The sequence below is a fragment of the Geobacillus sp. GHH01 genome (genome assembly GCF_000336445.1).
Lineage (GTDB): Bacteria > Bacillota > Bacilli > Bacillales > Anoxybacillaceae > Geobacillus > Geobacillus zalihae.
On the sequence record NC_020210.1, the window covers coordinates 2486672 to 2509879 of the forward strand.

The following is a 23208-nucleotide window of genomic DNA, read 5'->3' on the forward strand; positions in this document are numbered from 1 at the left end:
TCTCATCTGGTTTTTATTGGTTCATCAACACGCCTGATGCTGAAACGTTCCAAAACCTTCTTTATTTTACCATAAAGATGGTCGTTTCCGCTAGACATCCGCGCGGCGCTTGATGCAGCACTCACTCGAGCGGGTGAGAGCGAAAAGAAGCTTCATCAGTTTCCTTCATTTGCCTCCTCTTTTCCGACATTTGACGCCGGTCGATTCATTTCTTGCGTTTCAAACGAAATCGAATAGCCGACAAATACGCCATATAAAATGTATAGGCAAAGCGTCGTAATAATCGTATTCGCTTCTAAGTCTGCAACTGGTTGGACGTTTGGAAACAGTGGATTAAACAAATAAAAGACCATCATCCAAAGCACCACGCCATATACAATTCCCGCCCACATACCGGCGATCTTGCGCAGGAACGCATAGTACAAAAGCGCCGCCGCAATGGAAATGATGCCGATCAGCACGATGGCCGCATAATTGCCGGCTTTCCCATATTTCCAGTCCCCGGCCACCCACGGGATGAGAATCATATTCGGACTGATTTCACTGAAATGGAAAAAATAGGCCAAATAGCCGATCAAACTCCAAAACACCCCGCCGACAAACCCGATGATGATCGTTTTTTGTATGAGCGTCATCGGCCGCTCCGTTTTCTCTTGCTCGAGCTCCCCTTTTTGTTCCGCCATCATCGTGCACCTCCTTGTCTGGTAGTATGACCGAAAGCCGACCGTCCCATGAATCAAACGAAAAAAATGACCGCTCTTGTGTAAATCATGGATTTTTTGGAAATCATAATCGTAGCATCAACCTAGAGGTTTCCGGATATTTCTTGTAGAATAAAATAATAAACATAAAAAATAGGTTGGTGTTGGCCTGATGAAATCATCAATGGAGAAACCGTTATACGGCGGCCAAGCGGTCGTTGAAGGGGTGATGTTTGCTGGCAAGACGCACTCCGTCACCGCTATTCGCCGCCATGACGGGACGATTGACTATTTTACGCTGCCTCGCCGCAGCCATCCGACGCTGGCTGCCCTGAAAAAAATCCCGTTTGTCCGCGGCATTGTCGCCATTATTGAGGCGAGCGCAAACGGGGCCAAGCATTTGCAGTTTGCCAGCGAACAATATGAGGCGTCCTCGGACGAAAAACAGGCCGCCGAAGAAAGCCGCTCCAAATTCGGGCTGATTCTCGGCGCCGCCGTCATCGGCGTGCTATCGTTTTTATTCGCCAAAACCATTTTTACGCTCGTTCCGGCGCTCGCCGCCGACGCCTTTAAACCGCTCGTACCGGGGAAAATGGGGCAAATTTTGCTTGAAGGAGCCTTTAAGCTTGCTCTTTTGCTCGGCTACATTTACTTTATTTCATTGACGCCGCTTGTTAGGCGCGTGTTCCAATACCACGGGGCGGAACATAAAGTCATCAACGCCTTTGAAGCGGGGTGGCCGCTCACTGTTGAGCACGTCCAGCGCGCCTCGCGCCTTCACTACCGATGCGGCAGCAGCTTCATTTTATTTACGGTCATGATCAGCTTATTCCTTTATTTGTTCGTGCCGACGGATCCGCTTTGGCTGCGAATCGCAAACAGGCTCGCTTTAATTCCTGTCGTGCTTGGCGTTTCGTTTGAAGTCTTGCAGTTTACAAATAAATTGAGAGATATTCCGCTGCTTCGCTGGCTTGGTTATCCCGGGCTATGGCTGCAGCGGTTGACGACAAAAGAACCGGACGATGACCAAGTGGAAGTGGCCATCGCCTCGTTTCAGCGGCTTCTCGATTTGGAAGCGGAAGCCGAAAGGAAACAAGCGGTGCAGTAATCGATCAAAGGGGGTGGACTCATTGCGGCGCCGGGCCATTCATCCGCTTGTCGGGCTTATGATTTTGCTTGGAACGCTTGGCATTGTCTATACCCTTTTTGCCCATCCGACGGTGCTGTTCCGCCAGCTGTTGTTTGTTGCGCTGTTTTTGGCCGCCATTTATCTCTTCTACCGGTTCGTATACCAACGCCGCACCGATAAAGATCGGTTATCGTATTTAAAGGCGGTGCGGCAGTCGAAAAAGCTCCATCCCCGCTCCGGGCGCAAACAAGCAAAGCCGGCGAAACTGAAGCGGCCGCTGAAAAAACGGACGGCCATTCCGCACTTGACCGTGATCGAGGGCAAAAAAGGCAAAAAAAAGAATCGAGCTTCGTTTTAGCTTGATTCTTTTTTGTTTGCCTCTGCCGTTCAGCTGAAAAATCGGCGGCAGAGGTGTGACCTATTGTCGCTTTCCCGTCTAGTACGCCCATTGGCGCAAAAACTGCCGCGTCCGCTCGCGTCCGTAATCGATCAGGCGCCGGCGCGCTTCCAGTTCGATGGAAAATTCCGTAGAAATAACGTTGTCCACCGGCAAAAAGACGATGTTTTTTTCATGGCGACGCGAAATGTAGCGCGCATCATGCGCCTCTCTCATGGCCGCAAACAGCGCCTCATACAAATCGAGCGCATTGGTGATCGTTCGTTTCGGCCGCTCCCCTGGTTTTGGGCTCAGCTGAACGCCCAGCACCGGCCGTTTTTTCTTCTTTTCTTCATCGAACAAAAACAGCGGAAAGTTGCTGAGCACCCCCCCGTCGACAATGAAAGCCACACCGTTTCGCCCGCGAAGGCGGACCGGCTCAAAGAAATAAGGAATGCTGATGCTCATCCGCACTGCCTTGGCGATGGAAAACGACCCAGGGTCAATGCCGTATATGGCTAAATCGTCCGGCAGCACGACGATGCGCCCGTTCGTCACATCGGAAGCGACGATATACAAACTGCCGGCCGGCACATCTTGAAACGTCCGCACGCCGCGGGCGGCGAGCGCCGCCTCGAGCCACCGCTCAAACGCCTTTCCTTGATACAGCCCAAGATGCCAATACAAGCGCACCCATTTCCAAAGCGAAAACGGAATCCATAGCGGCCGTTCATCCAAAAACTGCTCCAACTCCAACTCCTCAAGCAGTCGGGCGATGTCGCGGGCGCTGTAGCCTGCCGATAGCAACGCCGAAAGCAACGCTCCCGCACTCGTGCCGGCAAGCCGCTTCCAGCGCAGACCTTTTTCCTCAATCGCTTCATACGCTCCAAGCAACGCAAACCCTTTCACCCCGCCGCCGGAAAAGACAAGATCAATGTCCACCGCCGCCTCCCCCTTTTTGCCGTTTATACATATGTAAGAAAAAAGGAGGGCATTTAGTACGGCAAACAAAAAAGAGCAAGCATCGGCTTACTCTCCTTGTTCATTGCGCTTTTGGACATCGCGCAGCGCTTCAAGGCGGCGTTCGTCCTCTTGAAAATACTGCACCAAATCGCCGATCCGGTCGATGGCGTTCCAGCTCAAATGGTGTTCAATCCCTTCCACGTCGCGGTAAATGTTTTCTTCGCTGACACCGATCAAACGGAGAAACTGCTCAAGCAGCTCATGGCGGTAGACGAGCCGCTGGCCGATTTTTCTTCCTTTTGGCGTCAAGACGAGTCCGCGGTATTTCTCATACACTAAATACTCATCTTTATCGAGCTTTTGCACCATTTTCGTCACCGAGGAGGGATGGACGGACAACGCTTCAGCGATGTCAGAGACGCGGGCATAGCCCTTTTCTTCAATCAAAATGTAAATTTGCTCAATATAATCTTCCATGCTTGGTGTCGGCAACGTTTGTCCCCTCCCATTACATTTGTCTGCCGCAGACAAGTGCAGCGGCCGTCAGCATCTCTCATGAACATTGCCGCTTTGCCCGCTTCGGCTAGACGCTGCCGGGCCAGTCGGCCGCCCAGGCAAACAAAAAATAGCAATCAATCCCATTATACCATGAAGGGAACATTACGTAAAATACTGCACTTGGGCCGATGGAAAAAAGCGAGCAATATACGAGCGCATGGTTTCCTCCAGCTCCCGCGCTTCCTCGTCACGGTACACATATTTGCCGATGCCGTACCGCCCCCACTTATACTTGCGCTTCGATTCGTCCAAATCGAGCTTGGTTTTCGGGTAACGCTGCTCGATGACCCGCTTGGCCGGCTTGGTAAACCGATGCTGGATGAGCTCAAACGTCAAATCAGATAAGTCCACCCCTTCCAATTGCCGGGCGAGCTCCTGAAACAATTCAAAATACCCTTGTTCCCAGCCGTCATGCCGGTAAATCGGCGCGACGACAAAGCCGAGCTTATAGCCGGCACCGGCCACTTTGCGCGCTGTTTGAAGCCGCGCGTCAAAGGAGGACGTTCCCGGCTCGAAATGGTTGATCACATAGCGGGAGTTGACGCTGAAGCGAAACCGCGTTTTGCCGTTATGCTTGGCATCAAGCAAATGGTCGACATGCTCATACTTCGTCACAAATCGGAGCCGCCCGTAGTCGGTCGCGCCAATAAACTCAATCGCTTTTTTCAGCGAATGGGTCAAATGATCGATCCCGACAATGTCGGACGTGCATGCCGCCTCGAAACGAGTGATCTCAGGTGCGCGCTCGTCAATATACGTTTGCGCCTGGGCGAAAATGTCGTCCAAGTTGACATACACGCGGATATATGGCTTGCTTCCTAATGTCGTTTGCAAATAGCAATAATGGCAATGGCCCATACATCCGGTTGCCAACGGAATGGCGTATTCGGCTGACGGCTTCGATGAATCAAATTTCAGCGTCCGCCGCACGCCAACAACGAGCGTCGATTTCGCATTTCGATACCGGGCTAGCTCCGTCTCTCCCGGAATGCCGCGCACTTGGTTGTGCGATGTCGTCTCGCGAATCTCGATTCCCATTTGTGTAAATTTCTCGTACAATTCCTTTCCGAGCGGGTACGACAACGCCTCCGGTTCGAAATACACAAGTTTTGGCACAAACGGTTTCATCGTTTTCCCCCATTTCGTCCATCTTTACAGTTTAGTATGGACGAGAACGGGGGAGTCGTTATCTTACTTTATTTGGAATTCTTTTTTCGTTTCCTTGTCGCCTCCTCATCCACATCCATCCGCCTCCCAACGAAACCAGCGGGCATGGCCGTCGGTTTCGGCAACGATTTGCCGGCATTCTCGGCCATTGATCATGCGATCCAGATGCAGTTTCGGATCCCACATATTGTTATACACATGGAACAAATCCCGTTGGCGGCCGATTTCACGAAGCTGCTCAAGCAATCCACGCTTTGCCTCATCTGACATTTGGTTCGCGACATGCGTGTGGAAGATGCAAACAACGGTATCGGACGGAACTTGTGCAACAAGATCAGAGAGAAGTTCAACCCCGTCTCCCTCGATCAGACGAATCGGCGTTTGTTCCAGACATCGGGCTGCCTTTTCAAACAATTGGCGCCGGTCTTTATGTTCGGGCCAAATGAGCGCCTTCATCCATCGTCGATCATCCTCTTTTTTCAAGTCAATCACATGCAAATCGATACCGATCCGTTCAGCGACCGGCGGGCTTTCCGGCAACAATAATGGCCGTTGGTCGCCACGAATGTTTGATGCAATAAGGACATCAGAATCCAGATTTCCGTACGGACGCCCCCAGCCATAATCGTACCGGTACTGATCCCAAGCCAATTGCAGACCGGCGCTTGTGCCAATTTCAATGAGTGACAAAGGCTTTTTCACTTGTTCATAAATGCAACAAAACACGGGGTATAAATATGCACAACGCCGGACTTCATTGGTTTGCACGAGCCGGTGAACCAAAATGTTCTTTATATCCTCCCAGTAACGAAGACAAAAATCGCGAAAATAAGGAAAAGCAGCTTCCGGTGCCCGCGGCTCCTTAACAATACTTCCGTAAAATTCGCGCAACCCATGTTCATACCCTTTTAGCAACAAATCATGCACCGCTCCGAACAACAAGTTGGGAATCGGTTGACCGCTGCGGGCATGCGAAGCAAGATAGAGAAGCTTCTCATCTCTGGCAATATGGAGAGAAAGCTGTTCATACAACGGGCTAGAACCACGGCATTCATGAACAGCAAAACGTCGAAACCGTTCAGCGACCCATGTGAAATTCAACTTGATCATCTCCCTTATTCTTCGACTTTTCACAACATTCTTCGCTCTCTTCATGCCATTGAATTCCATCAACTAGAAACTCGATCCTTTCGCTTACTATATTCGTTCCAACATACAGATTGCCCTGCAAAACATTCGCACACCTTTGCGATTTGCCATGACAGCTCATGAACGCAATGATACAATAAAACTAAACTGAAAGGAGGGATGCAGAATGTCTCACGAGCTTGTCGAATTGCTTCGCTCGGTGCTGAAAGAGGAGTTGCAGCCGATTCATGAACGCCTCGACCGCCTAGAAGCCGGACAGCAACGCCTCGAAGAACAGCAACAACGCCTCGAGGAAAAGTTGGACCATTTCATTATCGAGACGCGCAGCCATTTCAAAAAAATCGAGGACGAGCTGGCCGACCATCGGCGCATGTTCGAGATATTGTCACATGATTGGCGCAACGCGAACATTGCGATTGAATATTTAAACCATAAGATCGGCCAGCACGATCTGGAAATTTATCAGCTAAAAAAGCGGCTCGAACTCCAAGAAACAAAGTAAAAGCGCATGCCCGATGACCGGCGCATACGCTCGAACCGCTTATCCCCGCTTGCGAATGCGGAAATTGTCTTCTAACAGCACCCAGTTTTCCGGATACGGATACCCGAGCACCCAGTAGCTGATTCCGCGCAATCCGTATTCTTTCACCAATTCAAATTTCGCCAACGCGCTGCGGGCGTCTTCAAACCATACTTCGTGCTGGCGGCCTTGCTCGTCCGTGTACCGGTAAAACGGCGAGGCGGCCGCCGCATCGTATTGGATGGACGCCCCGTAGCGAATGGCGCGCTCTAGCGCCTCTTTCGGACTGAACGTTTCCGCCTCTTGCCCTTGCACGTGCGGCAGCACCCAGTCGCGGGCATAAATTTGAAACCCCATCATGATTTTGCTACGCGGAATGGCGGTCACCGCATAATCGAGCACGCGCCGAATTTGATTCACCGGCGAAATGGCTTGCGGCGGCCCAAATCGGTAGCCCCACTCATAGGTCATAAGGACAACAAAATCAGCGATGCGTCCGTGGGCTGGGTAGTCGTGCGCTTCGTACAGCAGCCCTTTTTGTTCAGCGCTTATTTTGGGCGCCAGCGACGTCGATAAAACATACCCTTCGGCGTGAAGCCGGTTGGCCGCCCGCTGCAAAAACTCGTTATACCGCTTGCGGTCGGACGGATAGACATTTTCAAAATCGACATTCAACGCGCGGTACCCTTTTGCTCGCATCACTTGAATGACGTTGTCAAGCAATCGCGTTTGCAGCGCAACGTCGGCCAGAATCGTCTGCGCCAGCCTCGAGCCCGGGTCTTGGTACGTAAAGTTCGTGATCGTCATCATCGGCACGACACGGGCGGCATAAGCCGCCTGAATGAATGCTGTATCATTGATCGGATTGAGCCCGCCATCGGCGCGGATCGTGTAGGCGAATGGCGCGGCATAGGTCAAATGGCGGCCGACTTCGCGCACTTGCTCCGCTCCTTTCTCCCCTTGGTCCACCGTAAATGCGTTCACCTCGATGAGCGGCTTCGCCGGCGGGATGATGAGCCGCTGTCCGGGGACGATCCGGTTCGGATCGGTAATATCGTTTACTTCGATCAGCTGCTGAACCGTCACTCCGTAGAACGAAGCGATTTGCGCCAGCGTCTCCCCGCTTCGCACCGTATGGATGCGCGCTGGGATGAACAACGTTGTCCCTGGATAAAGGAGCGACGGATTCGTGATCCGGTTCGCCTGTATAATCGCTTCGACCGCCACTCCATACTGGCGCGCAATTTGCCATAACGTTTCCCCTGTGCGGACCGTATGGTAACGATATGGAACCGGGATGACGAGCGCTTGGCCAACGGCTAGCCGGTTCGGGTCGCTCAGTTCATTGGCGGCGACAATCCGCTCGAGTGGAACGCCGTAACGCTGAGCCAACTGCCAAAGCGTCTCCCCGCGCTTTACGACATGAACAATCATGACGCTCCCCCTTTCGTTCCCTCCTTTTACCACTATATTTTGGCTTTTGCCTTTTATGTAAAAAAAAAAAAAAACGCCGGTTCCTCTACGGAAACCAGCGTTTCATCCATTCAAACCCATTCGTATCGCCATTACAGGCCGCACTTCAGCTGCGCGCCGCAGCTTGTGCACGTGTTGCAGCCGCCGATCTCTTCGATCGTCCCTTCGCGGCAAATCGGGCAAATATTGCCGATTTCGGAACCGATTGTCACATCGGTGGCGCGCACATCTTGAATCGTATCAACGAGCACGACGGGGCGTTTCGTCTCTTTTTCCTCGAGCTCCTCTGGAAGCAGTTCAAGTTGCTCTTCAATCCGATTCTCCTCAGCCTTTAACGTCAACACTTGCGCATCGCGGCTGCCGTCGACATAGACGGTTCCGCCTTTCGCACCGCAACGCCATAAACGCTCGTACACTTTTTGCACTTGCTCGACGGTGTAGCCCTTCGGCGCGTTGACCGTTTTCGACAAGCTCGAGTCGACCCAACGTTGAATGATGCACTGCACATCGGCGTGCGCTTCCGGCGGCAAGTCCATCGCCGTCACAAACCAAGGCGGCAAGTGGTTCGGGTCGGCTTCCGGGTGTTTGTCCAAATATTCTTGGACGATGTCCGCTTTCACTTCGATAAATTTGCCCAAGCGCCCGCTCCGGTAGTACGAGAACGAGAAGTACGGCTCAAGCCCGGTTGAGACGCCGACCATCGTTCCCGTCGATCCCGTCGGCGCCACCGTCAGCAAGTGCGAGTTGCGGATGCCGTATTTCAAAATATCTTGACGAATATCTTCCGGCATCCGTTTCATGTAGCCGGTGTTGATGAACGCTTCACGCAGCTTGCGCGTCTCTTCCTCCGTTTCGCCGACAAGAAACGGGAAGCTGCCTTTTTCTTTCGCCAGCTCGATCGATGCCCGGTATGCGGTCGTGGCGATCGTGCGGAACAGCTCATCGACAAGCTGGTTTCCTTCCTCAGAGCCGTACGCTTTTTCGCAGTAAATGAGCAAGTCTGCAAGCCCCATGACGCCAAGGCCGATGCGGCGCTCGCCGAGCGCTTGTTTTTTGTTTTCCTCAAGGAAGTACGGCGTGGCGTCAATGACGTTGTCTTGCATCCGCACCCCGATTTCGACCGTGCGTTTCAGTTTTTCGTAGTCCACGACCTTCCGTTCTTTGTCGACCATGTTCGCCAAGTTAATGGCGGCCAGATTGCACACCGAATACGGTGCCAACGGTTGTTCCCCGCACGGGTTGGTCGCAACGACTTTTTGCCCGTACGCGCGGGCGTTCGTCATTTCGTTGGCGTTGTCGATGAAGAAAATGCCCGGCTCGGCCGAATACGTCGCGCAAATGTTGATCAGCTTCCACAGTTCGCGGGCACGGATTTTCCGGTAGACGCGGACGCGATAGCCCATTTTCTCCCATTCGCGTACATCGCCGACTTCATGCCATTTTTCGTTGTAAATGCGCATTTCCTCTTCGGAATAGGTTTCCACGTCCGGGAAGCGGAGCGCGTATTCTTCGTCCTTTTCGACCGCTTCCATGAACTCTTTCGTCAAGCAGACGGAAATGTTCGCACCGGTCAAAAAGTCTGGGTTGTGCACCGTATATGTACCGCCGGTGCGCAGTTTTTCTTCGGCGTCTTTGATGATGTCTTCGGTGAAACCGCCGTAGTCAGGCGCGTTCTTGTATCGGACGATCGCTTCGTACATCGCCCGCTCCCGCTCGGTGAGCGGCGTAAATTTCAGTTTGTCGCGCGCTGCTTTTTTGATGCCTTCGTCTTCCATATTTTCGAGCAGGTAGCGCAAAATGCGCGGGTTTTGCATTTTCGAGACGATGAATTCGATAATGTCCGGGTGCCAGTCGGCAAGCATAATCATTTGGGCGCCGCGGCGGGAGCCACCTTGCTCGACAAGGTGGGTCAGCTTCGCAATATCGTCAAGCCACGAGACCGACCCGGACGATTTGCCGTTCACCCCGCGCGCAAGCGTATGGCGCGGCCGCAATGTCGAGCCGTTCGTCCCAACGCCGCCGCCGCGGCTCATGATTTCCATCACCTGCTTCCGATGTTCGGAAATTCCTTCGCGCGAGTCTTTCACAAACGGCATCACATAGCAGTTGAAATACGTCACTTCCTTGCCCGAACCCGCCCCGTACAACACGCGGCCGGCCGGAACAAAATTCAAGCTTGCGAGCTCTTGATAAAACTTTTCGAACCACTCTTTCCGCTTTTCTTCCGTCTTTTCCACCGCCGCCAGCCCGGTCGCATTGCGCTTGGCGATTTGCTCATAGAAAATCTCGAGCGGCTTATCAATAATGTCGAGCGACCGAACCACAATGCCGGTCTCCGCCTCTTCCCCTTCGAGCACGTGCCGGTATTCGTCTTCAATCAACACGCGCGCCTTTTTCGCCTCCCAATCGATGTCGACGATAAACCCGAGCCCTCGTGCCGGGAATTTCGGATCCTCCTTGATCGTCAACACGACGAAGTCGCCCGGTGTGAGCGTCAGCTTCTCCGTATCTTTGAATGAATACCGGTCAAGCATGACCAAACGGGATACGCCTTTATGGGTGATGTGCATATCCGGCGTAATCGGATGCACTTGCGGAAATAGGCGGATATCCTCGTTCAGCTTGTCAATATTGATCTTCATTTTTTCGGATGACGCCACCGTCATTCTCCTATCTCTCCTCTTTTATATAATCTCTCATGTTTTTGGCAAAGTTGTCCTGTCTTCTCTACCTTACCATATCAAACAGAAAAAAACAATATATAGTATGATTTTTTATGAAAATCATACTATATATTGTTAAAGAGAACAAATGATTTCATTTTGTCAAGCAAAAAAAAACAAAACAAGGCGAAAAGCGGAGAAAAACGGGGGAGTGCCGCTGTTTTTGCCGGAAAACGAACGATTTACCGCGTCGCTGCTCAGCGCTTGAAGTTCCATTCGTCGCTTTCGTATTTCGTCCGCGCCAGCTCTTCGACGTACGCCCGCTCTTCGGCGGTGAGCGTGTACGGTTCCAATACGATGTTCAATCCTTTTTCAAATCCTTTGTAAAACGCCTCTTTCGCTTCCTCGATCGTCACCGTGCGGCTCGTCAACTCATTGATCGCGACCGCCTTCTTTTTAAAATCGCGCTGCAGACGCTCTTTCACCCGCTCGTTTGGATATTTAAACAAGCTGAACAGCAAGTCTTCGTCCAAATCGAGCAAAATCGAACCATGCTGCAAAATGACGCCTTTTTGCCGCGTTTGCGCGCTGCCGGCGATTTTCCGCCCCTCAACGACAAGTTCGTACCATGACGGCGCGTCAAAACAAACAGCCGAACGCGGGCTGCGCAAATCGGCTTTCTCTTCTTCTGTCCTCGGCACGGCAAAATACGCATCCAATCCAAGATAACGAAATCCCTCTAAAATGCCTTGGGAAATGACGCGGTATGCTTCCGTCACCGTCTTCGGCATCGCCGGGTGCGACTCGGAGACGATCACGCTGTATGTCAATTCTTTATCGTGCAGGACGCCGCGCCCGCCGGTCGGCCGACGGACAAAGCCGAGGCCGTGCCGTTTGACCGCCTCTAAATCAATTTCTTTCTCCACTTTTTGAAAATAACCAATCGACAACGTCGGCGGATTCCAGCCATAAAAGCGGATCGTCGGCGGAATTTTGCCTTCGCTGTGCCAATCGAGAAGCGCCTCATCGAGCGCCATATTGAACGCCGGCGGGCAATAGCCGGAATCGATAAAGCGCCATACTTCTTTTGCCATCGTTCCACCTTCTCTATTGTTCCATACTCTAAACGCTGCGGCGGCTTGTCGACCACCGCCAAGGGGCGGGACGCTTTTGGCCGCCTTTATTAGTTTAGCAAACAACGCCGGTGAAGGAAAGAAAAATGGCATCACGAAAACCTCTTTGCTTCCCGGCGGCGACTTTATATAATAGGAAATAGCAGACGAAGCGAAAGGAGGCATGACGGGTGGAAGCATTGCTCATTATTCTCGGCGCAATCATCGTGTATTCCGTCATTACGTACTTCTGGCAGAAGAGAATTGTCAAAGCATTGACAGAGGAAGAGTTCCGCGCCGGTTATCGAAAAGCGCAACTCGTCGACGTCCGCGAACCGGATGAGTTTGCGGCTGGACATATTTTAGGGGCTCGCAACATCCCGCTCACGCAGCTTCGCATGCGCATGAAAGAATTGCGCAAAGACCAGCCGATCTATTTGTACTGCCAAAACGGACTGCGCAGCGGGCGGGCCGCGCAAATGCTCTACCGAAAAGGATACCGCGACTTGTACCATTTAAAAGGCGGATTTAAAACATGGACCGGGAAAGTGAAGAAAAAAGCGTAGCCCGTTAACCAAAAAGGCGCTCTGCCCAAACAGGCAGGCGCCTCTTTTCGCATGCGCTAGACCGCCGCAAATTCCGGCGGCAGGACGACCGCCTCAAGCACCGAAGCAGCCGCGCCGATGGCGCAGCTTTTCTCTTTCAGCTTGGAGGAGATGATGGACGGCTCGCTTTCTTTTTTGACGAGAATTCGCTTTCTCACTTCTTGGCGCGCCGGACCGATCACATACTCGCCCGCTTGGGCAATCGGACCGCCGATGATGACTGCTTCTGGATTGTACGCATAAATCACCTGCAACAATCCAACGCCGAGATAGCGCCCCGTTTCCTCCAAAATGCGCGCCAACTGTTCATCGCTTTCTGCTGCCAACGCCATCGCAGCGATGGAAAAGCGTTCATCGAGCCATTCGGAACGCCCTTCTTCAGCCAAACGGCGTTCAATGTATTTTTCCGACGCATACATTTCCCAGCAGCCGATGTTGCCGCAGCTGCAGCGAATGCCGTTGACATCGATCGTATGATGGCCGATTTCACCAGCTAGGCCGCTGACACCCCGATAGAGCTGATGGTGAAGAACGACGCCGGCGCCAATGCCGATTCCGGCGCTGATGTAAACAAAGTGGGCGAACTCGTTGCCGGCGCCGAACCACTTTTCTCCAAGCGCCGCCAGTTTCGCCTCATTCTCGACAATGACAGGACGCTCAGGCCACCGTTGCCGCAAAACAGCCGCCAAGGCGACATCGTCCCAGCGCAAGTTCGGAGCAAACACAACGGTCCCGCTTTCGGTATGGACGACGCCCGGCACGCCGATGCCGATTCCCATCACGCCGTACGGCGTCGCCGGCGCCCGGCGGATGGCCGCCTCGATGAGCTCCATCATTTCGCCGATGATCGCCTCCTGCCCTTCAGACGGGCGGAACGAACGCCGTTGCTCCCAAAGAATGTCCGCGTTTAAATTGGTCAACACGGCATACAAATAGTTCACCCCCAGCTCAACGCCGATAAGCGAGCCGGCGTCGGCGTTGAAGCGAAGCATGAGCGGCCGGCGCCCGCCGGTTGACTCGCCGATTCCGCTTTCATGGACGAAATGCTCGGCGATCAGTTCGTCAACAAGCGCGGAGACAGTGGCCTTGTTCAATCCGGTTGTCTTGGCGATATCGGCGCGCGAAATCGGATGCTGGTCGCGAATCAATTTTAAGACGAGCTGTTTATTCATTTTTTTTACAAGAGAAATGTTTCCTGTCCGCACGTCTCTGTCATCCTTTTCATTTGATTGATCGAATGTGTCTTGCGAAAGGGCAGGGGCGCCTCGCTATTATGGCGGTTGCTGCATCCGTCGATTCCTGCCGTGTTCGACTCTTGACCATCAGCTTTTTCGCCCAAGCCGTCGGGCGCCCGTGCACCGACTGTTAAGGCTAACTTCTCCATATGGACACATGCTTTTTCTTTCTTGATCTTAGTTTATATAATAAACTAATTCAACATTTCTGTCAATGACTCATCCGTCGTACAAAGAAACGGCCCGCTCCGTTAGGGAGCGAGCGCTCATCAATGCTCAAACATCAGTTGTCGCTATGTTTTGGTTTTTGATAGCGCAAAATCGGCTTGCGCGCTGCGGTCGTTTCATCAAGTCGCTTCACAACGGTCGTATGCGGCGCTTCTTGAACGATTTCCGGATTTTCCTCCGCCTCTTTGGCGATTTGGATCATGGCGTCAATAAACGCGTCAAGCGTCTCTTTCGACTCCGTCTCCGTCGGCTCAATCATCATGCATTCTTCGACGATGAGCGGGAAGTAAATCGTCGGCGGATGGAAGCCGAAATCAAGCAGCCGTTTGGCAATGTCGAGCGTTCTGACGCCGAGTTTCTTTTGCCGGCGTCCCGACAGGACGAACTCGTGCTTGCAATGGCGGTCGTACGGCAAATCGTAATAGTCGGCAAGCCTCCGCATCATATAGTTGGCGTTTAACACGGCGTACTCGCTCACCGCTTTTAAGCCGTCCGGCCCCATCGAGCGGATGTACGTGTACGCCCGGACGTTGATGCCGAAATTGCCGTAAAACGGCTTGACGCGGCCGATCGACTGCGGGCGGTCGTCATCGAGATAATAGCCGTTTTCTCCTTTTTCGATGACCGGCTTCGGCAAAAACGGAACGAGGTCGGCTTTCACCCCGACCGGGCCTGAGCCTGGGCCTCCGCCGCCGTGCGGGCCGGTGAACGTTTTATGCAAGTTCAAATGAACGACGTCAAAGCCCATGTCCCCCGGGCGCGCCTTGCCAAGAATGGCGTTTAAATTCGCCCCGTCATAATACAGCTTGCCGCCGGCTGCGTGGACGATTTCAGCCACTTCGACGATCTGCTCTTCAAACAGCCCGAGCGTATTCGGATTCGTGAGCATAAGCGCCGCTGTATCCGGACCGACGACGCGCTTTAAGTCCTCTAAATCAACAAGTCCATCGGCGGTCGATTTGACCGTCACCGTCTCAAAACCGGCGACCGTTGCCGACGCTGGGTTCGTCCCGTGCGCTGAATCCGGGACGATCACTTTCGTCCGGTTGAAGTCGCCGTTTGCTTCATGGTAAGCACGGATCATCATCAGCCCGGTCCATTCGCCGTGGGCGCCGGCCGCCGGTTGCAAGGTGACCGCATCCATGCCTGTGATTTCTTTTAAATGCTCTTGCAAGTCGTACATCAACTCAAGCGCCCCTTGCACCGTTTTCTCTGGCTGAAGCGGATGAATGTGGGCAAACCCGGCGAGGCGGGCGACGTTTTCATTGATTTTCGGATTGTATTTCATCGTGCACGACCCGAGCGGGTAAAACCCGGAATCGACGCCGTGGTTTCGTTTCGAGAGCGCCGTATAATGGCGCATTAAGTCAAGCTCCGACACTTCCGGGAGCTCCGGCTCTTCAGTGCGAAGATAATCGGCCGGCACGAGCTCGCTGACATCGACAGCCGGCACGTCAAGCGCTGGCAGGCTGTAGGCGATGCGCCCCGGCTTGCTTCGTTCGAAAATAAGCGGTTGATCGTTACGCATGGCCATCCCCCAATTCATTGACAAACCGATCGATTTCTTCTTTTGTCCGCAGTTCGGTGACAGCAACAAGCATATGACCGGCAAGCTCCGGATAGTCAGCCCCAAGGTCATAGCCGCCGATGATTCCTTTTTCGAGCAGGCGATCGTTCACATCAGAAACCGGCCGTCCAAGCCGGATGACAAACTCGTTGAAAAACGGACCGGCAAACGGCGACGACAGTCCGCGCTTTTCAAGTTCCACCTTCGCATAATGCGCTTTTTGAATATTCATCGCCGCCATTTCTTTCACGCCCCGCTTGCCAAGCGCCGACAGCGCAACGGAAGCGGCCAAGGCGTTTAACGCTTGATTGGAGCAAATGTTGGATGTCGCCTTATCGCGGCGGATGTGCTGTTCGCGCGCTTGAAGCGTCAAGACAAACCCGCGGCGCCCGTCCTCATCGGTCGTCTGCCCGACAAGACGGCCTGGAATTTTGCGCATGAGCGGCGCTTTGACAGCGAAATAGCCGCAATGCGGGCCGCCAAATTGCGTCGGGATGCCAAATGGCTGCATGTCGCCGACCACAATGTCGGCGCCAAACGCTCCGGGTGGAGTCAACACACCAAGCGCCAATGGGTTGCTGGCGACGACAAACAAACTTTTCTTTTCATGCGCAAGCGGCGCGATCGCTTTCAGCGGCTCGATTTGACCAAAAAAGTTCGGGTATTGGACGACAACGCACGCCACATCATCCCCCATTTCCGCTTCAAGCGCCTTAAGATCGGTGATGCCGCCGTCATACGGAATTTCTTTCACTTCGAGCTTCTGTCCTTTGGCGTACGTGCGCACGACTTCCCGATATTGCGGATGAACGGCGGTCGAGATGAGCACTTTCTTCCGCTTCGTATGCGCGGCGCTAAGAAGCACCGCTTCGGCAAGCGCCGTGCCGCCGTCGTACATCGACGAGTTGGCGACATCCATGCCGGTCAACTCGCACACCATCGTTTGAAACTCAAAAATCGCCTGCAGCTCGCCTTGGGAAATTTCCGGTTGATACGGCGTATAGGCCGTATAAAATTCAGAGCGCGACAGGACATGGTCGACGACAGCCGGAATATAATGGTCGTACACCCCGGCTCCTAAAAAGGAAACGTATTGTTTTACGCTGGCGTTTTTTTCCGCTAAGGCCGCAAGCTCTTTCCACAGCTCCGGCTCGGATTTGGCCGGTTTCACCTTCAGCTCGCCGCGGAAGCGGACTTGTTCTGGAATATCGGCAAACAAGTCGTCAATCGAGGCAACGCCGATCGTCTTCAGCATCTCCTGTTTGTCTTCTTCCGTCATCGGCAAATAACGATGGAGCACTGCGTTTTTCCCCTTTCCTTGTCGCTTTGGAATCGTCACTTGGCCCGCCTGTAAAACGGAATCGGCACGATGTTCGCTTTCAGCCGCTTGCCGCGGATGTCCACCTCCACCTCCCGGCCGATGGCAGCCACATCCGCTTTCACCAAGGCCAAGCCGATGTTTTTCTTCAGCGTCGGCGACTGCGTGCCGGTCGTGACGAACCCGACCTCTTCGCCGTCGGCAAATACAAGGTATCCGTGGCGCGGAATGCCTCTGTCGATCATTTCAATGCCGACGAGCCGGCGCGGCGGCCCTTCCTCTTTTTGCCGTTTCAATACAGCTTGACCGATAAACGGCGGCTCTTTTTCCGTTTTGACGGCAAAACCAAGCCCGGCTTCAACTGGTGAAATCGAGTCGGACAGCTCTTGACCGTAAAGCGGCAGGCATGCTTCAAAGCGGAGCGTATCGCGCGCCCCCAGTCCGCATGGGAGAACGCTGTCACGAGCTCCGGCCGCTAGGATCGCCTCCCATAGCGCGGCGGCGTCTTCCGCTTTACAATATAGCTCAAACCCGTCTTCCCCCGTATAGCCGGTGCGCGAAACGAGCGCCTTCACGCCCGAGACTTCGACGCCGTCAGCGAATGAAAACGGGCGCAGCGCCGCCAAATCAAAATCCGTCAATCGCTGCAAGACGCGCTCCGCTGCCGGCCCTTGCAAGGCAAGCTGAGCCGTTTCGGACGATACATCTTGAAGCTCGACGTCGCCCTCAACATGCCCGCTTAGCCAAGCGAAGTCTTTTTCCGTATTCGCCGCGTTGACGACCAGCAAGTAGTCATTCTCTCCTTTTTGATAGATGAGCAAATCATCGACTGTGCCGCCGTCCTCATAGCACATGAGCGTATATTGCGCCCGGCCGGGCCGCAGTTTGGCGACGTCATTGGTCATGAGCTTTTGCAAAAACGCGAGGCTCCCACGGCCGCGGACGACAATTTCCCCCATATGGGAGACGTCAAACAGCCCGGCGCGCGTTCTTACAGCCTCATGTTCTTCCTTTATGCTGGAAAACTGCACCGGCATTTCCCAGCCGCCAAATTCAATCGTTTTGGCGCCGTAACGGGCGTACACCGAGAATAGGGGCGTGCGCTTTAGCATCTGATTCCCTCCTTTGATCCACGTCACACAAAAAAGGACAGACTTCCCCCTATCAACAAGTAAGGGGGCTCTGTCCTGGCACCTGAAAGTTTCCCGCCGGCCCGTTTGGCGCGTCCGTTCGCGGTCCATGGGGCCGATCGGTTTCCTCTTGGGTGGCCTGCGTGAACGCAGGCGCTCTCCAGAGCTGCGTCAAGCAAGAGTCTTTTTGCCTGAGAGATTCGCGTTTCCGCTTGCTCCTTCGGCGCTACATTCCGTAGTCTCTCCCCTTGCCGTCATCCGCCCATCAATAAATTGTTTCCATATCGGGCATACTAACAAACACCCTGATCAACGAGTCATGAGAATGTTCTAAATTTATACTACCATCAATCACAGTCAAAGGGCAATAGGAAATAATCGAACTTTCATGGCAATTAGTCATAATAATGTTCTTGTTTTACCCAACATACCACATGCAATCTATATAAACATTCGCAACAAGGGAAGGGGATCGCCATGAACATTGACCTTGAAATGGATGAAACATGGAAGGAGGAATTTTTGGCACGCGTCGAAAAAGACGGTCCGTGGGCGAGCTGGGAAATGTACGAACTGGCGCTTGAGGCCGCCCATCATTTAAGCGTCCCAGAATTTCATGGCTTGCAGGCGCCCAAACACCTGCCCCACTTGACGATCCTTCCGCACCAGCTTGAAGTGGCGCGCCGCGTCGTCGAGGAGATGAACGGCAAAGCCATTTTGGCGGATGAAGTCGGGCTTGGAAAAACGATCGAGGCCGGGCTCGTCTTAAAAGAATATATGATTCGCGGCCTTGTGAAAAAAGCGCTGATTCTCGTTCCCGCCTCCCTTGTTTCGCAATGGGTGAGAGAGTTGAACGAAAAATTTTTCATCCCGGCCGTCCAGCAGAAAAAGAGCTACGTCTGGGAGCAGTGCGATATCGTCGTTTCCTCGATCGACACGGCGAAAAAACCGCCGCACCGTGACATCATCTACGGGCAGTCGTACGACATGATCATCATCGACGAGGCGCACAAACTGAAAAATAACAAAACGAAAAACTACGAGTTTGTGCAAAATTTAAAAAAGAAGTTTTGTTTGCTCCTGACAGCGACGCCGATCCAAAACCGGATCGAAGAAATTTTCAACCTCGTCTCGCTGTTGAAACCCGGCCATTTAGGCAGCTCGGAACAGTTTGCCAAAACGTACGGAAAAACGCGGGCCGTACAGACGAACGACCATTTAAAAGCGCTCGTCAACAAAGTGATGATCCGCAACCGCCGCGCCGATACGCCGATCGAATGGGCGAAGCGCCACGTTGAACCGGTGCTGATCGAGTTTACGAATGAGGAGCGGGAACTGTATGAAGCGGTCAAGGCGCTCCGCCGCGAATCGTTCGCCGGCTCGTTTTCGCTCATCACGCTTCTTCGTGAGGCGTGCAGCAGCCGCGAGGCGCTGTTTCTCACGATCAAAAACATGATCGATAAATGCAGCGGAGCGGTTCCGGAGCCGCTTGAACGCGTATTGGAAAAAATCAACGCCGTCACGACGAACTCAAAGGCGGAAAAAGCGCTCGAGCTCATCCGTTCCATTCATGACAAAGTCATTATTTTCACGGAATACCGGGCGACGCAGCTTTACTTGCAATGGTTTTTAAAGCAGCACGGCATCTCGTCCGTTCCGTTTCGCGGCGGCTTCCGGCGCGGCAAAAAAGACTGGATGCAGGAACTGTTTAAACACCACGCCCAAGTGTTCATCGCCACCGAGGCGGGCGGCGAGGGCATCAACTTGCAGTTTTGCCGCTATGTCATCAACTACGACTTGCCGTGGAACCCGATGCGCCTTGAGCAGCGAATCGGCCGCGTCCACCGGCTCGGGCAGACGGATGACGTCTACATTTATAACTTCGCTGTCAAACAGACGGTCGAAGAACATATTTTAACGCTTCTGTACGAAAAAATCCGCCTGTTCGAACGAGTCGTCGGCGAGCTGGACGACATTTTGGCGAAAATGAACCTCGCCAACCTGGAGCGCTACTTCGAAGACGCCTTCGTTCATTCACGAAGCGAAGGGGAGATGAAAATCAAAATGGAAAACATCGTCGCGATGATCGAGCTGGCGGAGCAGCTTGGAAAGGAAGGAGGAGAGCGGCATGCAGCAACATGAAATCCGCCGCTTTGTCGAACGCTATTTTGCGGCCAACGGCTGCACGTTTGTGGAAGCAAGCGACGACTACCTCACCGTGCAGCTGACGGCAGAAATGGACAAAGAACTGATGAATCGGCCGTTTTACTGGCATTATATTGAACGGACAGGCGGCGTGCCGCAGCCGATGCGACTGACGCTCATCACCCGCGCGAGCGAGCGGACGGACAAACTCAAAGGCGAGCGCCTCCATTTCGGCGCTCCCCGGCTGCACCAGCTGTTCCGCTCAGCGCAAAAACGCGGCAGCTTCATCCGCCTGTATGAGGAGCCAAGCGCGCCTTTGGACGGCAACGCCGCCCTCCATCCATGGCTCGGCATGAACGTCACGATTTCGTACGAATGCGACCGAAAAAAAGATGAAATCGTCTCCCTTGGCCTTCATCTCATTAGCGGAACGATCGTCGAGTCGTTTCATGAGCGGATGCGCGAGCGACGGCTGACGCCGAAAATCCCTGATTACTGTTTCACCATCTCCCCGCTCATTAAACCGAGAAGCGGCATCGGCCGTCTCGAGCAATACATACGCAGCCGCATCGCCGCCGACAACCATGCGTGGGCGGATGAGGCGCGCCGACGCTGGGCCGACGATTTGGCGTTGCTTGATGAATTTTACAAAGACTGCGAAGAAAAGCCGGAGTGCTATTATATTGAGAAGGAAGCGTTGGAAAAGCAGTACAAGCCGCGCATCACCGTTTCCGTCATCAACGGCGGACTGTTTTATTTGCTGCCCCGCTCATCGTGAATCAACCCCGGGATGGGTCCATCCGGCTCACAGCGCTCAAACCGACGAACTCCCTTCCGTCGGCACGAAAACCGCCCGCCGGCCTAGGCCAGCGGGCGGCTGCTACGGGCGGCGCCGAAACAGCAAGCGAAGCGAAAGCGGCACCATGCCAAACAAGCGGTATGAAAGCGGAAGCTGCTCTTGTTTCCGCACCTGACGCCGCTGCCTCCGCTCCTCTTTCGGCAAGTCCATGTAGGCGACAAACTGTTGGGTGACAAACTTGACATAATCGTTGACCGCCATCAAATCCCCCCTTTTTTCTTTTAGTTTTTCCGCTTCTTTCCTCTTTTAACCGTTTTGCTCGCTCCATTCGACAATATGAAGCGCCGGAAGCGTGACAGTAAACATGACAGCGCGCCTCAGCCCAGAGGCCGAACGGATGGACAAAGAAACCCGAACGTGCGCTGCATCTTCCCGCACCCACCGGTAGGCGGCCATTCCGCGCGGATAGGTCCATTCCCCAGCCTCTCCCGCGGTCGACGGATCGGCTGATGCGATGCGTTCTTTTACGTCAAACACGGCCATCTGCACAAGCTCGTCCGCCTCGGCTGCCTGCCGGGCCGCATAAGCCGCCTGTCGTTCCGCTTCATAGAGGAGCAAGACATGCATGACAGAAAAGACAAGCAACAAAGAAACAACAGCCACAATCGGAAACATGACGCCATCTTGTCGACCCATTTCCCCTTCCCCTCGTTTTTCCAGTCTAAAAGGGGGAAGCGGCGGTCAAGGGGGTCTCACCGTACAAGCCGCCCGCTAAAACGCCCGTGCCACAAACGCCTCGCAAACGGTGCCGTCATCAGCCGTCACTTGCAAAAATATCCCGCGTGCGCCGGCGCGGTACGAAACAGTGCGCACATGACGGAGCGCCGTTTCATTGCCAGCGCCGTCCACCTGGCGGATCAGTTCGGCTCTTGACGCAACAACAGAAAAACTGACCGTCTCACCGCTCCATTTTTGCAAATAGAGGACACGGCCGCCAGTCGACCATTGCTTCGTTTCATTCAGCTCGATTTGCAGCTGTTGCACAAACAGCCGCCATTCCAATCGGGAAAACGCGTCCGTCGGCTCCGGAGCCAGCAAGCGGACGGACAACAGCGCCGGAACGGCCGCCGCCACCGCCATCGCAGCCGCCAGCGCCAACAGTGCTTCGATCATCGTAAACCCGTTTTCTTTTGCCGCTACCGCTTGCCATACCCGCACCGCTCCATCTCGCGGCCGGCGTAATCGTTCCAACGCACGCATACTTTCCACATTCGCCCCCCTTCATCGCTCGCTTGCAGCCGAAATACCGTACGCCCGTCGGCGATCATGGTTTCTCCAGCAAGCGGCTCTTCATACAACGCGATGGCCAACAGCCGGCGCGCTTTCTCCTCGAGAATGAGGCTGTTGCGCTCATGCGCCATTTGCGTCAACAGCGGAAGAAGAACGGCCGCTGTCGTCCATAGCAGCGCCAAAGCGAACAACGCTTCAACAAGCAAAAATCCGCCGCTACATTTTTTGCACATAAAATCGCCCTTTCCCCAGCAAAAAGGTGACTTTATAAGTTATTTGGCCACCCCCTATCCAAATAGTTCCAGCCCGTTCAATGTTGCCGTTGTCAGTAAAGATGAGCGGATTGCGCAGCGTGCCGAGCCGAAACCGCCACGGAGAAGGGAGCGAACGAGCGACAATCTGCCGGCCGCTCGTTGCATCAATCGCCTTGTACCCAGCGCCGCCGTCTGTAAAAAAAACCGCTACATTCACCCGCCGGGCGATGGCATGCTGCTGCGCGCCATACAAATCCGCGCGCAGCACAGCCAGCATATACATCTCCTCTTGATGGCGCACAGCGCCGCCAAGCGTCGGAACAGCCAGCCCGGCAAGCACGAGCACCACCGAGAAAACGATCAGCATCTCAAGCAGCGTAAACCCGCCGTTACGAGCCACTTTCACTCACATCGCCGTTCGTGCTGATTTGGATCGCATGACCGTTCGGACATTTGTCCGACTTGATATAGCGGCCAGCGAGCAATTCCTGCACCGTCGGAATTTTGTTATGCTCCATCTCATACGCTTTCACCTGCGCTTGCACGGTGTTCAAAAACGCCTCGCATCCTTTCGAATTGATCATGCTGTTGTGCTTGGTTATATTCGGAATGGCAATCAGAAGCAGAACAGAAATCACCATCATCACGATCAGCATTTCGATCAATGTAAATCCTTTTTGATTCATCATCGCTCCTCCTCATATGCGAAATTTCAGAAATAGAATCTAGCGAATGACCGGTTCAGGCTATTGACCATCGAATCTGTTCGTCGATTGAGCCTTAGGAGGCGAGGGGCGCGCCTCTTCCTCAAAGAGCAACACACCAA

General features: G+C 53.7%; 24 protein-coding genes and 1 riboswitch. Of the genes, 6 read left to right on the top strand and 18 right to left on the bottom strand.

All coding sequences use genetic code 11. The features are described from left to right. Positions 1 to 155: 155 nt before the first annotated feature. Positions 156 to 686, bottom strand: a complete 531-nt coding sequence (locus GHH_RS12245; RefSeq protein WP_015375382.1) for a YqhR family membrane protein — start codon at positions 684 to 686, stop codon at positions 156 to 158. Between the two features lie 187 nt (positions 687 to 873). Between GHH_RS12245 and GHH_RS12250 the strand changes: the two genes are divergently transcribed. Both GHH_RS12250 and GHH_RS12255 read left to right on the top strand, forming a co-directional pair. Continuing rightward, positions 874 to 1809, top strand: coding sequence for a DUF1385 domain-containing protein (locus tag GHH_RS12250; RefSeq protein WP_015375383.1), 936 nt, complete (start codon positions 874 to 876; stop codon positions 1807 to 1809). Positions 1810 to 1831: 22 nt separating this feature from the next. Continuing rightward, positions 1832 to 2188 carry an SA1362 family protein gene (locus GHH_RS12255; protein WP_013144760.1) on the top strand — a complete coding sequence of 119 codons (357 nt, stop codon included), beginning with the start codon at positions 1832 to 1834 and terminating at the stop codon, positions 2186 to 2188. A gap of 78 nt (positions 2189 to 2266) precedes the next feature. On the opposite strand, the gene GHH_RS12260 is transcribed toward GHH_RS12255, so the two are convergent. From GHH_RS12260 to GHH_RS12275, 4 genes are all read right to left on the bottom strand, one after another. Next, a complete protein-coding gene (locus tag GHH_RS12260) occupies positions 2267 to 3148 on the bottom strand; it encodes a patatin-like phospholipase family protein (protein ID WP_015375384.1) in 882 nt (293 codons plus the stop codon). Between the two features lie 87 nt (positions 3149 to 3235). After that, positions 3236 to 3661 carry a transcriptional regulator MntR gene (mntR, locus tag GHH_RS12265; protein WP_011231898.1) on the bottom strand — a complete coding sequence of 142 codons (426 nt, stop codon included), beginning with the start codon at positions 3659 to 3661 and terminating at the stop codon, positions 3236 to 3238. 168 nt (positions 3662 to 3829) lie between these two features. Next, positions 3830 to 4855 (bottom strand): spore photoproduct lyase, encoded by a 1026-nt coding sequence (gene splB, locus GHH_RS12270; RefSeq protein ID WP_015375385.1) that lies wholly within the window; start codon positions 4853 to 4855, stop codon positions 3830 to 3832. Positions 4856 to 4960: 105 nt separating this feature from the next. Beyond that, the gene (locus GHH_RS12275; RefSeq protein ID WP_033013471.1) at positions 4961 to 5995 is read right to left on the bottom strand and encodes a DUF2332 domain-containing protein; all 1035 of its coding nucleotides are present in this window, start codon (positions 5993 to 5995) and stop codon (positions 4961 to 4963) included. Positions 5996 to 6209: 214 nt separating this feature from the next. On the opposite strand from GHH_RS12275, the gene GHH_RS12280 reads away from it, so the two are divergent. Further along, the gene (locus GHH_RS12280) at positions 6210 to 6545 is read left to right on the top strand and encodes a hypothetical protein (RefSeq protein ID WP_015375387.1); all 336 of its coding nucleotides are present in this window, start codon (positions 6210 to 6212) and stop codon (positions 6543 to 6545) included. Between the two features lie 39 nt (positions 6546 to 6584). Here GHH_RS12280 and GHH_RS12285 read toward each other — a convergent pair whose 3' ends face one another. From GHH_RS12285 to GHH_RS12295, 3 genes are all read right to left on the bottom strand, one after another. After that, positions 6585 to 7997, bottom strand: a complete 1413-nt coding sequence (locus GHH_RS12285; protein WP_015375388.1) for a LysM peptidoglycan-binding domain-containing protein — start codon at positions 7995 to 7997, stop codon at positions 6585 to 6587. A gap of 131 nt (positions 7998 to 8128) precedes the next feature. Next, positions 8129 to 10702, bottom strand: a complete 2574-nt coding sequence (locus GHH_RS12290; protein ID WP_015375389.1) for a vitamin B12-dependent ribonucleotide reductase — start codon at positions 10700 to 10702, stop codon at positions 8129 to 8131. A gap of 254 nt (positions 10703 to 10956) precedes the next feature. After that, complete coding sequence (locus GHH_RS12295; RefSeq protein ID WP_012820562.1) at positions 10957 to 11793, bottom strand: biotin/lipoate A/B protein ligase family protein; 837 nt, start codon at positions 11791 to 11793, stop codon at positions 10957 to 10959. Positions 11794 to 12002: 209 nt separating this feature from the next. Between GHH_RS12295 and GHH_RS12300 the strand changes: the two genes are divergently transcribed. Beyond that, on the top strand, positions 12003 to 12377 hold the full coding sequence (locus GHH_RS12300) for a rhodanese-like domain-containing protein (RefSeq protein ID WP_011231903.1): 375 nt from the start codon (positions 12003 to 12005) through the stop codon (positions 12375 to 12377). 56 nt (positions 12378 to 12433) lie between these two features. Here GHH_RS12300 and GHH_RS12305 read toward each other — a convergent pair whose 3' ends face one another. From GHH_RS12305 to gcvT, 4 genes are all read right to left on the bottom strand, one after another. Continuing rightward, positions 12434 to 13621: an ROK family protein gene (locus GHH_RS12305; protein ID WP_014196334.1), complete on the bottom strand. Its 1188-nt coding sequence runs from the start codon at positions 13619 to 13621 to the stop codon at positions 12434 to 12436. 313 nt (positions 13622 to 13934) lie between these two features. Continuing rightward, complete coding sequence (gene gcvPB, locus GHH_RS12310; RefSeq protein ID WP_015375390.1) at positions 13935 to 15407, bottom strand: aminomethyl-transferring glycine dehydrogenase subunit GcvPB; 1473 nt, start codon at positions 15405 to 15407, stop codon at positions 13935 to 13937. Then, a complete protein-coding gene (gcvPA, locus tag GHH_RS12315) occupies positions 15400 to 16746 on the bottom strand; it encodes an aminomethyl-transferring glycine dehydrogenase subunit GcvPA (protein ID WP_011231906.1) in 1347 nt (448 codons plus the stop codon). Before gcvPA ends, gcvPB begins: the two co-directional genes overlap by 8 nt. A gap of 35 nt (positions 16747 to 16781) precedes the next feature. Beyond that, positions 16782 to 17876, bottom strand: coding sequence for a glycine cleavage system aminomethyltransferase GcvT (gene gcvT / locus GHH_RS12320; RefSeq protein ID WP_015375391.1), 1095 nt, complete (start codon positions 17874 to 17876; stop codon positions 16782 to 16784). Positions 17877 to 18063: 187 nt separating this feature from the next. Further along, positions 18064 to 18152, bottom strand: a riboswitch (glycine riboswitch). 219 nt (positions 18153 to 18371) lie between these two features. On the opposite strand from gcvT, the gene GHH_RS12325 reads away from it, so the two are divergent. Further along, positions 18372 to 20036 (top strand): DEAD/DEAH box helicase, encoded by a 1665-nt coding sequence (locus GHH_RS12325; RefSeq protein WP_015375392.1) that lies wholly within the window; start codon positions 18372 to 18374, stop codon positions 20034 to 20036. After that, entirely contained in the window at positions 20023 to 20817 is a 795-nt protein-coding gene (locus GHH_RS12330; protein WP_011231909.1) for a YqhG family protein, read from the top strand. Before GHH_RS12325 ends, GHH_RS12330 begins: the two co-directional genes overlap by 14 nt. A gap of 102 nt (positions 20818 to 20919) precedes the next feature. Here the strand turns inward: GHH_RS12330 and GHH_RS12335 are convergent, their stop codons facing one another. The 6 genes from GHH_RS12335 to comGC all read right to left on the bottom strand — a co-directional run bounded on the left by GHH_RS12335 (position 20920) and on the right by comGC (position 23068). Next, positions 20920 to 21099: a YqzE family protein gene (locus GHH_RS12335; protein ID WP_011231910.1), complete on the bottom strand. Its 180-nt coding sequence runs from the start codon at positions 21097 to 21099 to the stop codon at positions 20920 to 20922. Between the two features lie 45 nt (positions 21100 to 21144). Further along, positions 21145 to 21534 carry a competence type IV pilus minor pilin ComGG gene (comGG, locus tag GHH_RS12340; protein WP_012820555.1) on the bottom strand — a complete coding sequence of 130 codons (390 nt, stop codon included), beginning with the start codon at positions 21532 to 21534 and terminating at the stop codon, positions 21145 to 21147. Between the two features lie 75 nt (positions 21535 to 21609). Beyond that, positions 21610 to 22056: a competence type IV pilus minor pilin ComGF gene (comGF, locus tag GHH_RS12345; protein WP_012820554.1), complete on the bottom strand. Its 447-nt coding sequence runs from the start codon at positions 22054 to 22056 to the stop codon at positions 21610 to 21612. Next, positions 22035 to 22361 carry a type II secretion system protein gene (locus GHH_RS12350; RefSeq protein WP_015375393.1) on the bottom strand — a complete coding sequence of 109 codons (327 nt, stop codon included), beginning with the start codon at positions 22359 to 22361 and terminating at the stop codon, positions 22035 to 22037. Before GHH_RS12350 ends, comGF begins: the two co-directional genes overlap by 22 nt. Next, positions 22345 to 22782, bottom strand: a complete 438-nt coding sequence (gene comGD / locus GHH_RS12355; RefSeq protein ID WP_015375394.1) for a competence type IV pilus minor pilin ComGD — start codon at positions 22780 to 22782, stop codon at positions 22345 to 22347. The genes GHH_RS12350 and comGD overlap by 17 nt, the downstream gene beginning before the upstream one ends. Then, on the bottom strand, positions 22772 to 23068 hold the full coding sequence (comGC, locus tag GHH_RS12360) for a competence type IV pilus major pilin ComGC (RefSeq protein WP_015375395.1): 297 nt from the start codon (positions 23066 to 23068) through the stop codon (positions 22772 to 22774). Before comGC ends, comGD begins: the two co-directional genes overlap by 11 nt. Positions 23069 to 23208: the final 140 nt, after the last annotated feature.

Coding starts and splice junctions, on each gene's coding strand:
- GHH_RS12330 (WP_011231909.1), top strand. CDS start 20,023: ATGCAGCAACATGAAATCCGCCGCTTTGTCGAACGCTATTTTGCGGCC.
- GHH_RS12335 (WP_011231910.1), bottom strand. CDS start 21,099: ATGGCGGTCAACGATTATGTCAAGTTTGTCACCCAACAGTTTGTCGCC.
- splB (WP_015375385.1), bottom strand. CDS start 4,855: ATGAAACCGTTTGTGCCAAAACTTGTGTATTTCGAACCGGAGGCGTTG.
- gcvPB (WP_015375390.1), bottom strand. CDS start 15,407: ATGCGTAACGATCAACCGCTTATTTTCGAACGAAGCAAGCCGGGGCGC.
- comGG (WP_012820555.1), bottom strand. CDS start 21,534: ATGGGTCGACAAGATGGCGTCATGTTTCCGATTGTGGCTGTTGTTTCT.
- GHH_RS12295 (WP_012820562.1), bottom strand. CDS start 11,793: ATGGCAAAAGAAGTATGGCGCTTTATCGATTCCGGCTATTGCCCGCCG.
- GHH_RS12325 (WP_015375392.1), top strand. CDS start 18,372: ATGAACATTGACCTTGAAATGGATGAAACATGGAAGGAGGAATTTTTG.
- GHH_RS12285 (WP_015375388.1), bottom strand. CDS start 7,997: ATGATTGTTCATGTCGTAAAGCGCGGGGAGACGCTTTGGCAGTTGGCT.
- GHH_RS12245 (WP_015375382.1), bottom strand. CDS start 686: ATGATGGCGGAACAAAAAGGGGAGCTCGAGCAAGAGAAAACGGAGCGG.
- comGC (WP_015375395.1), bottom strand. CDS start 23,068: ATGAATCAAAAAGGATTTACATTGATCGAAATGCTGATCGTGATGATG.
- GHH_RS12280 (WP_015375387.1), top strand. CDS start 6,210: ATGTCTCACGAGCTTGTCGAATTGCTTCGCTCGGTGCTGAAAGAGGAG.
- gcvT (WP_015375391.1), bottom strand. CDS start 17,876: ATGCTAAAGCGCACGCCCCTATTCTCGGTGTACGCCCGTTACGGCGCC.
- GHH_RS12290 (WP_015375389.1), bottom strand. CDS start 10,702: ATGACGGTGGCGTCATCCGAAAAAATGAAGATCAATATTGACAAGCTG.
- GHH_RS12250 (WP_015375383.1), top strand. CDS start 874: ATGAAATCATCAATGGAGAAACCGTTATACGGCGGCCAAGCGGTCGTT.
- GHH_RS12350 (WP_015375393.1), bottom strand. CDS start 22,361: ATGTGCAAAAAATGTAGCGGCGGATTTTTGCTTGTTGAAGCGTTGTTC.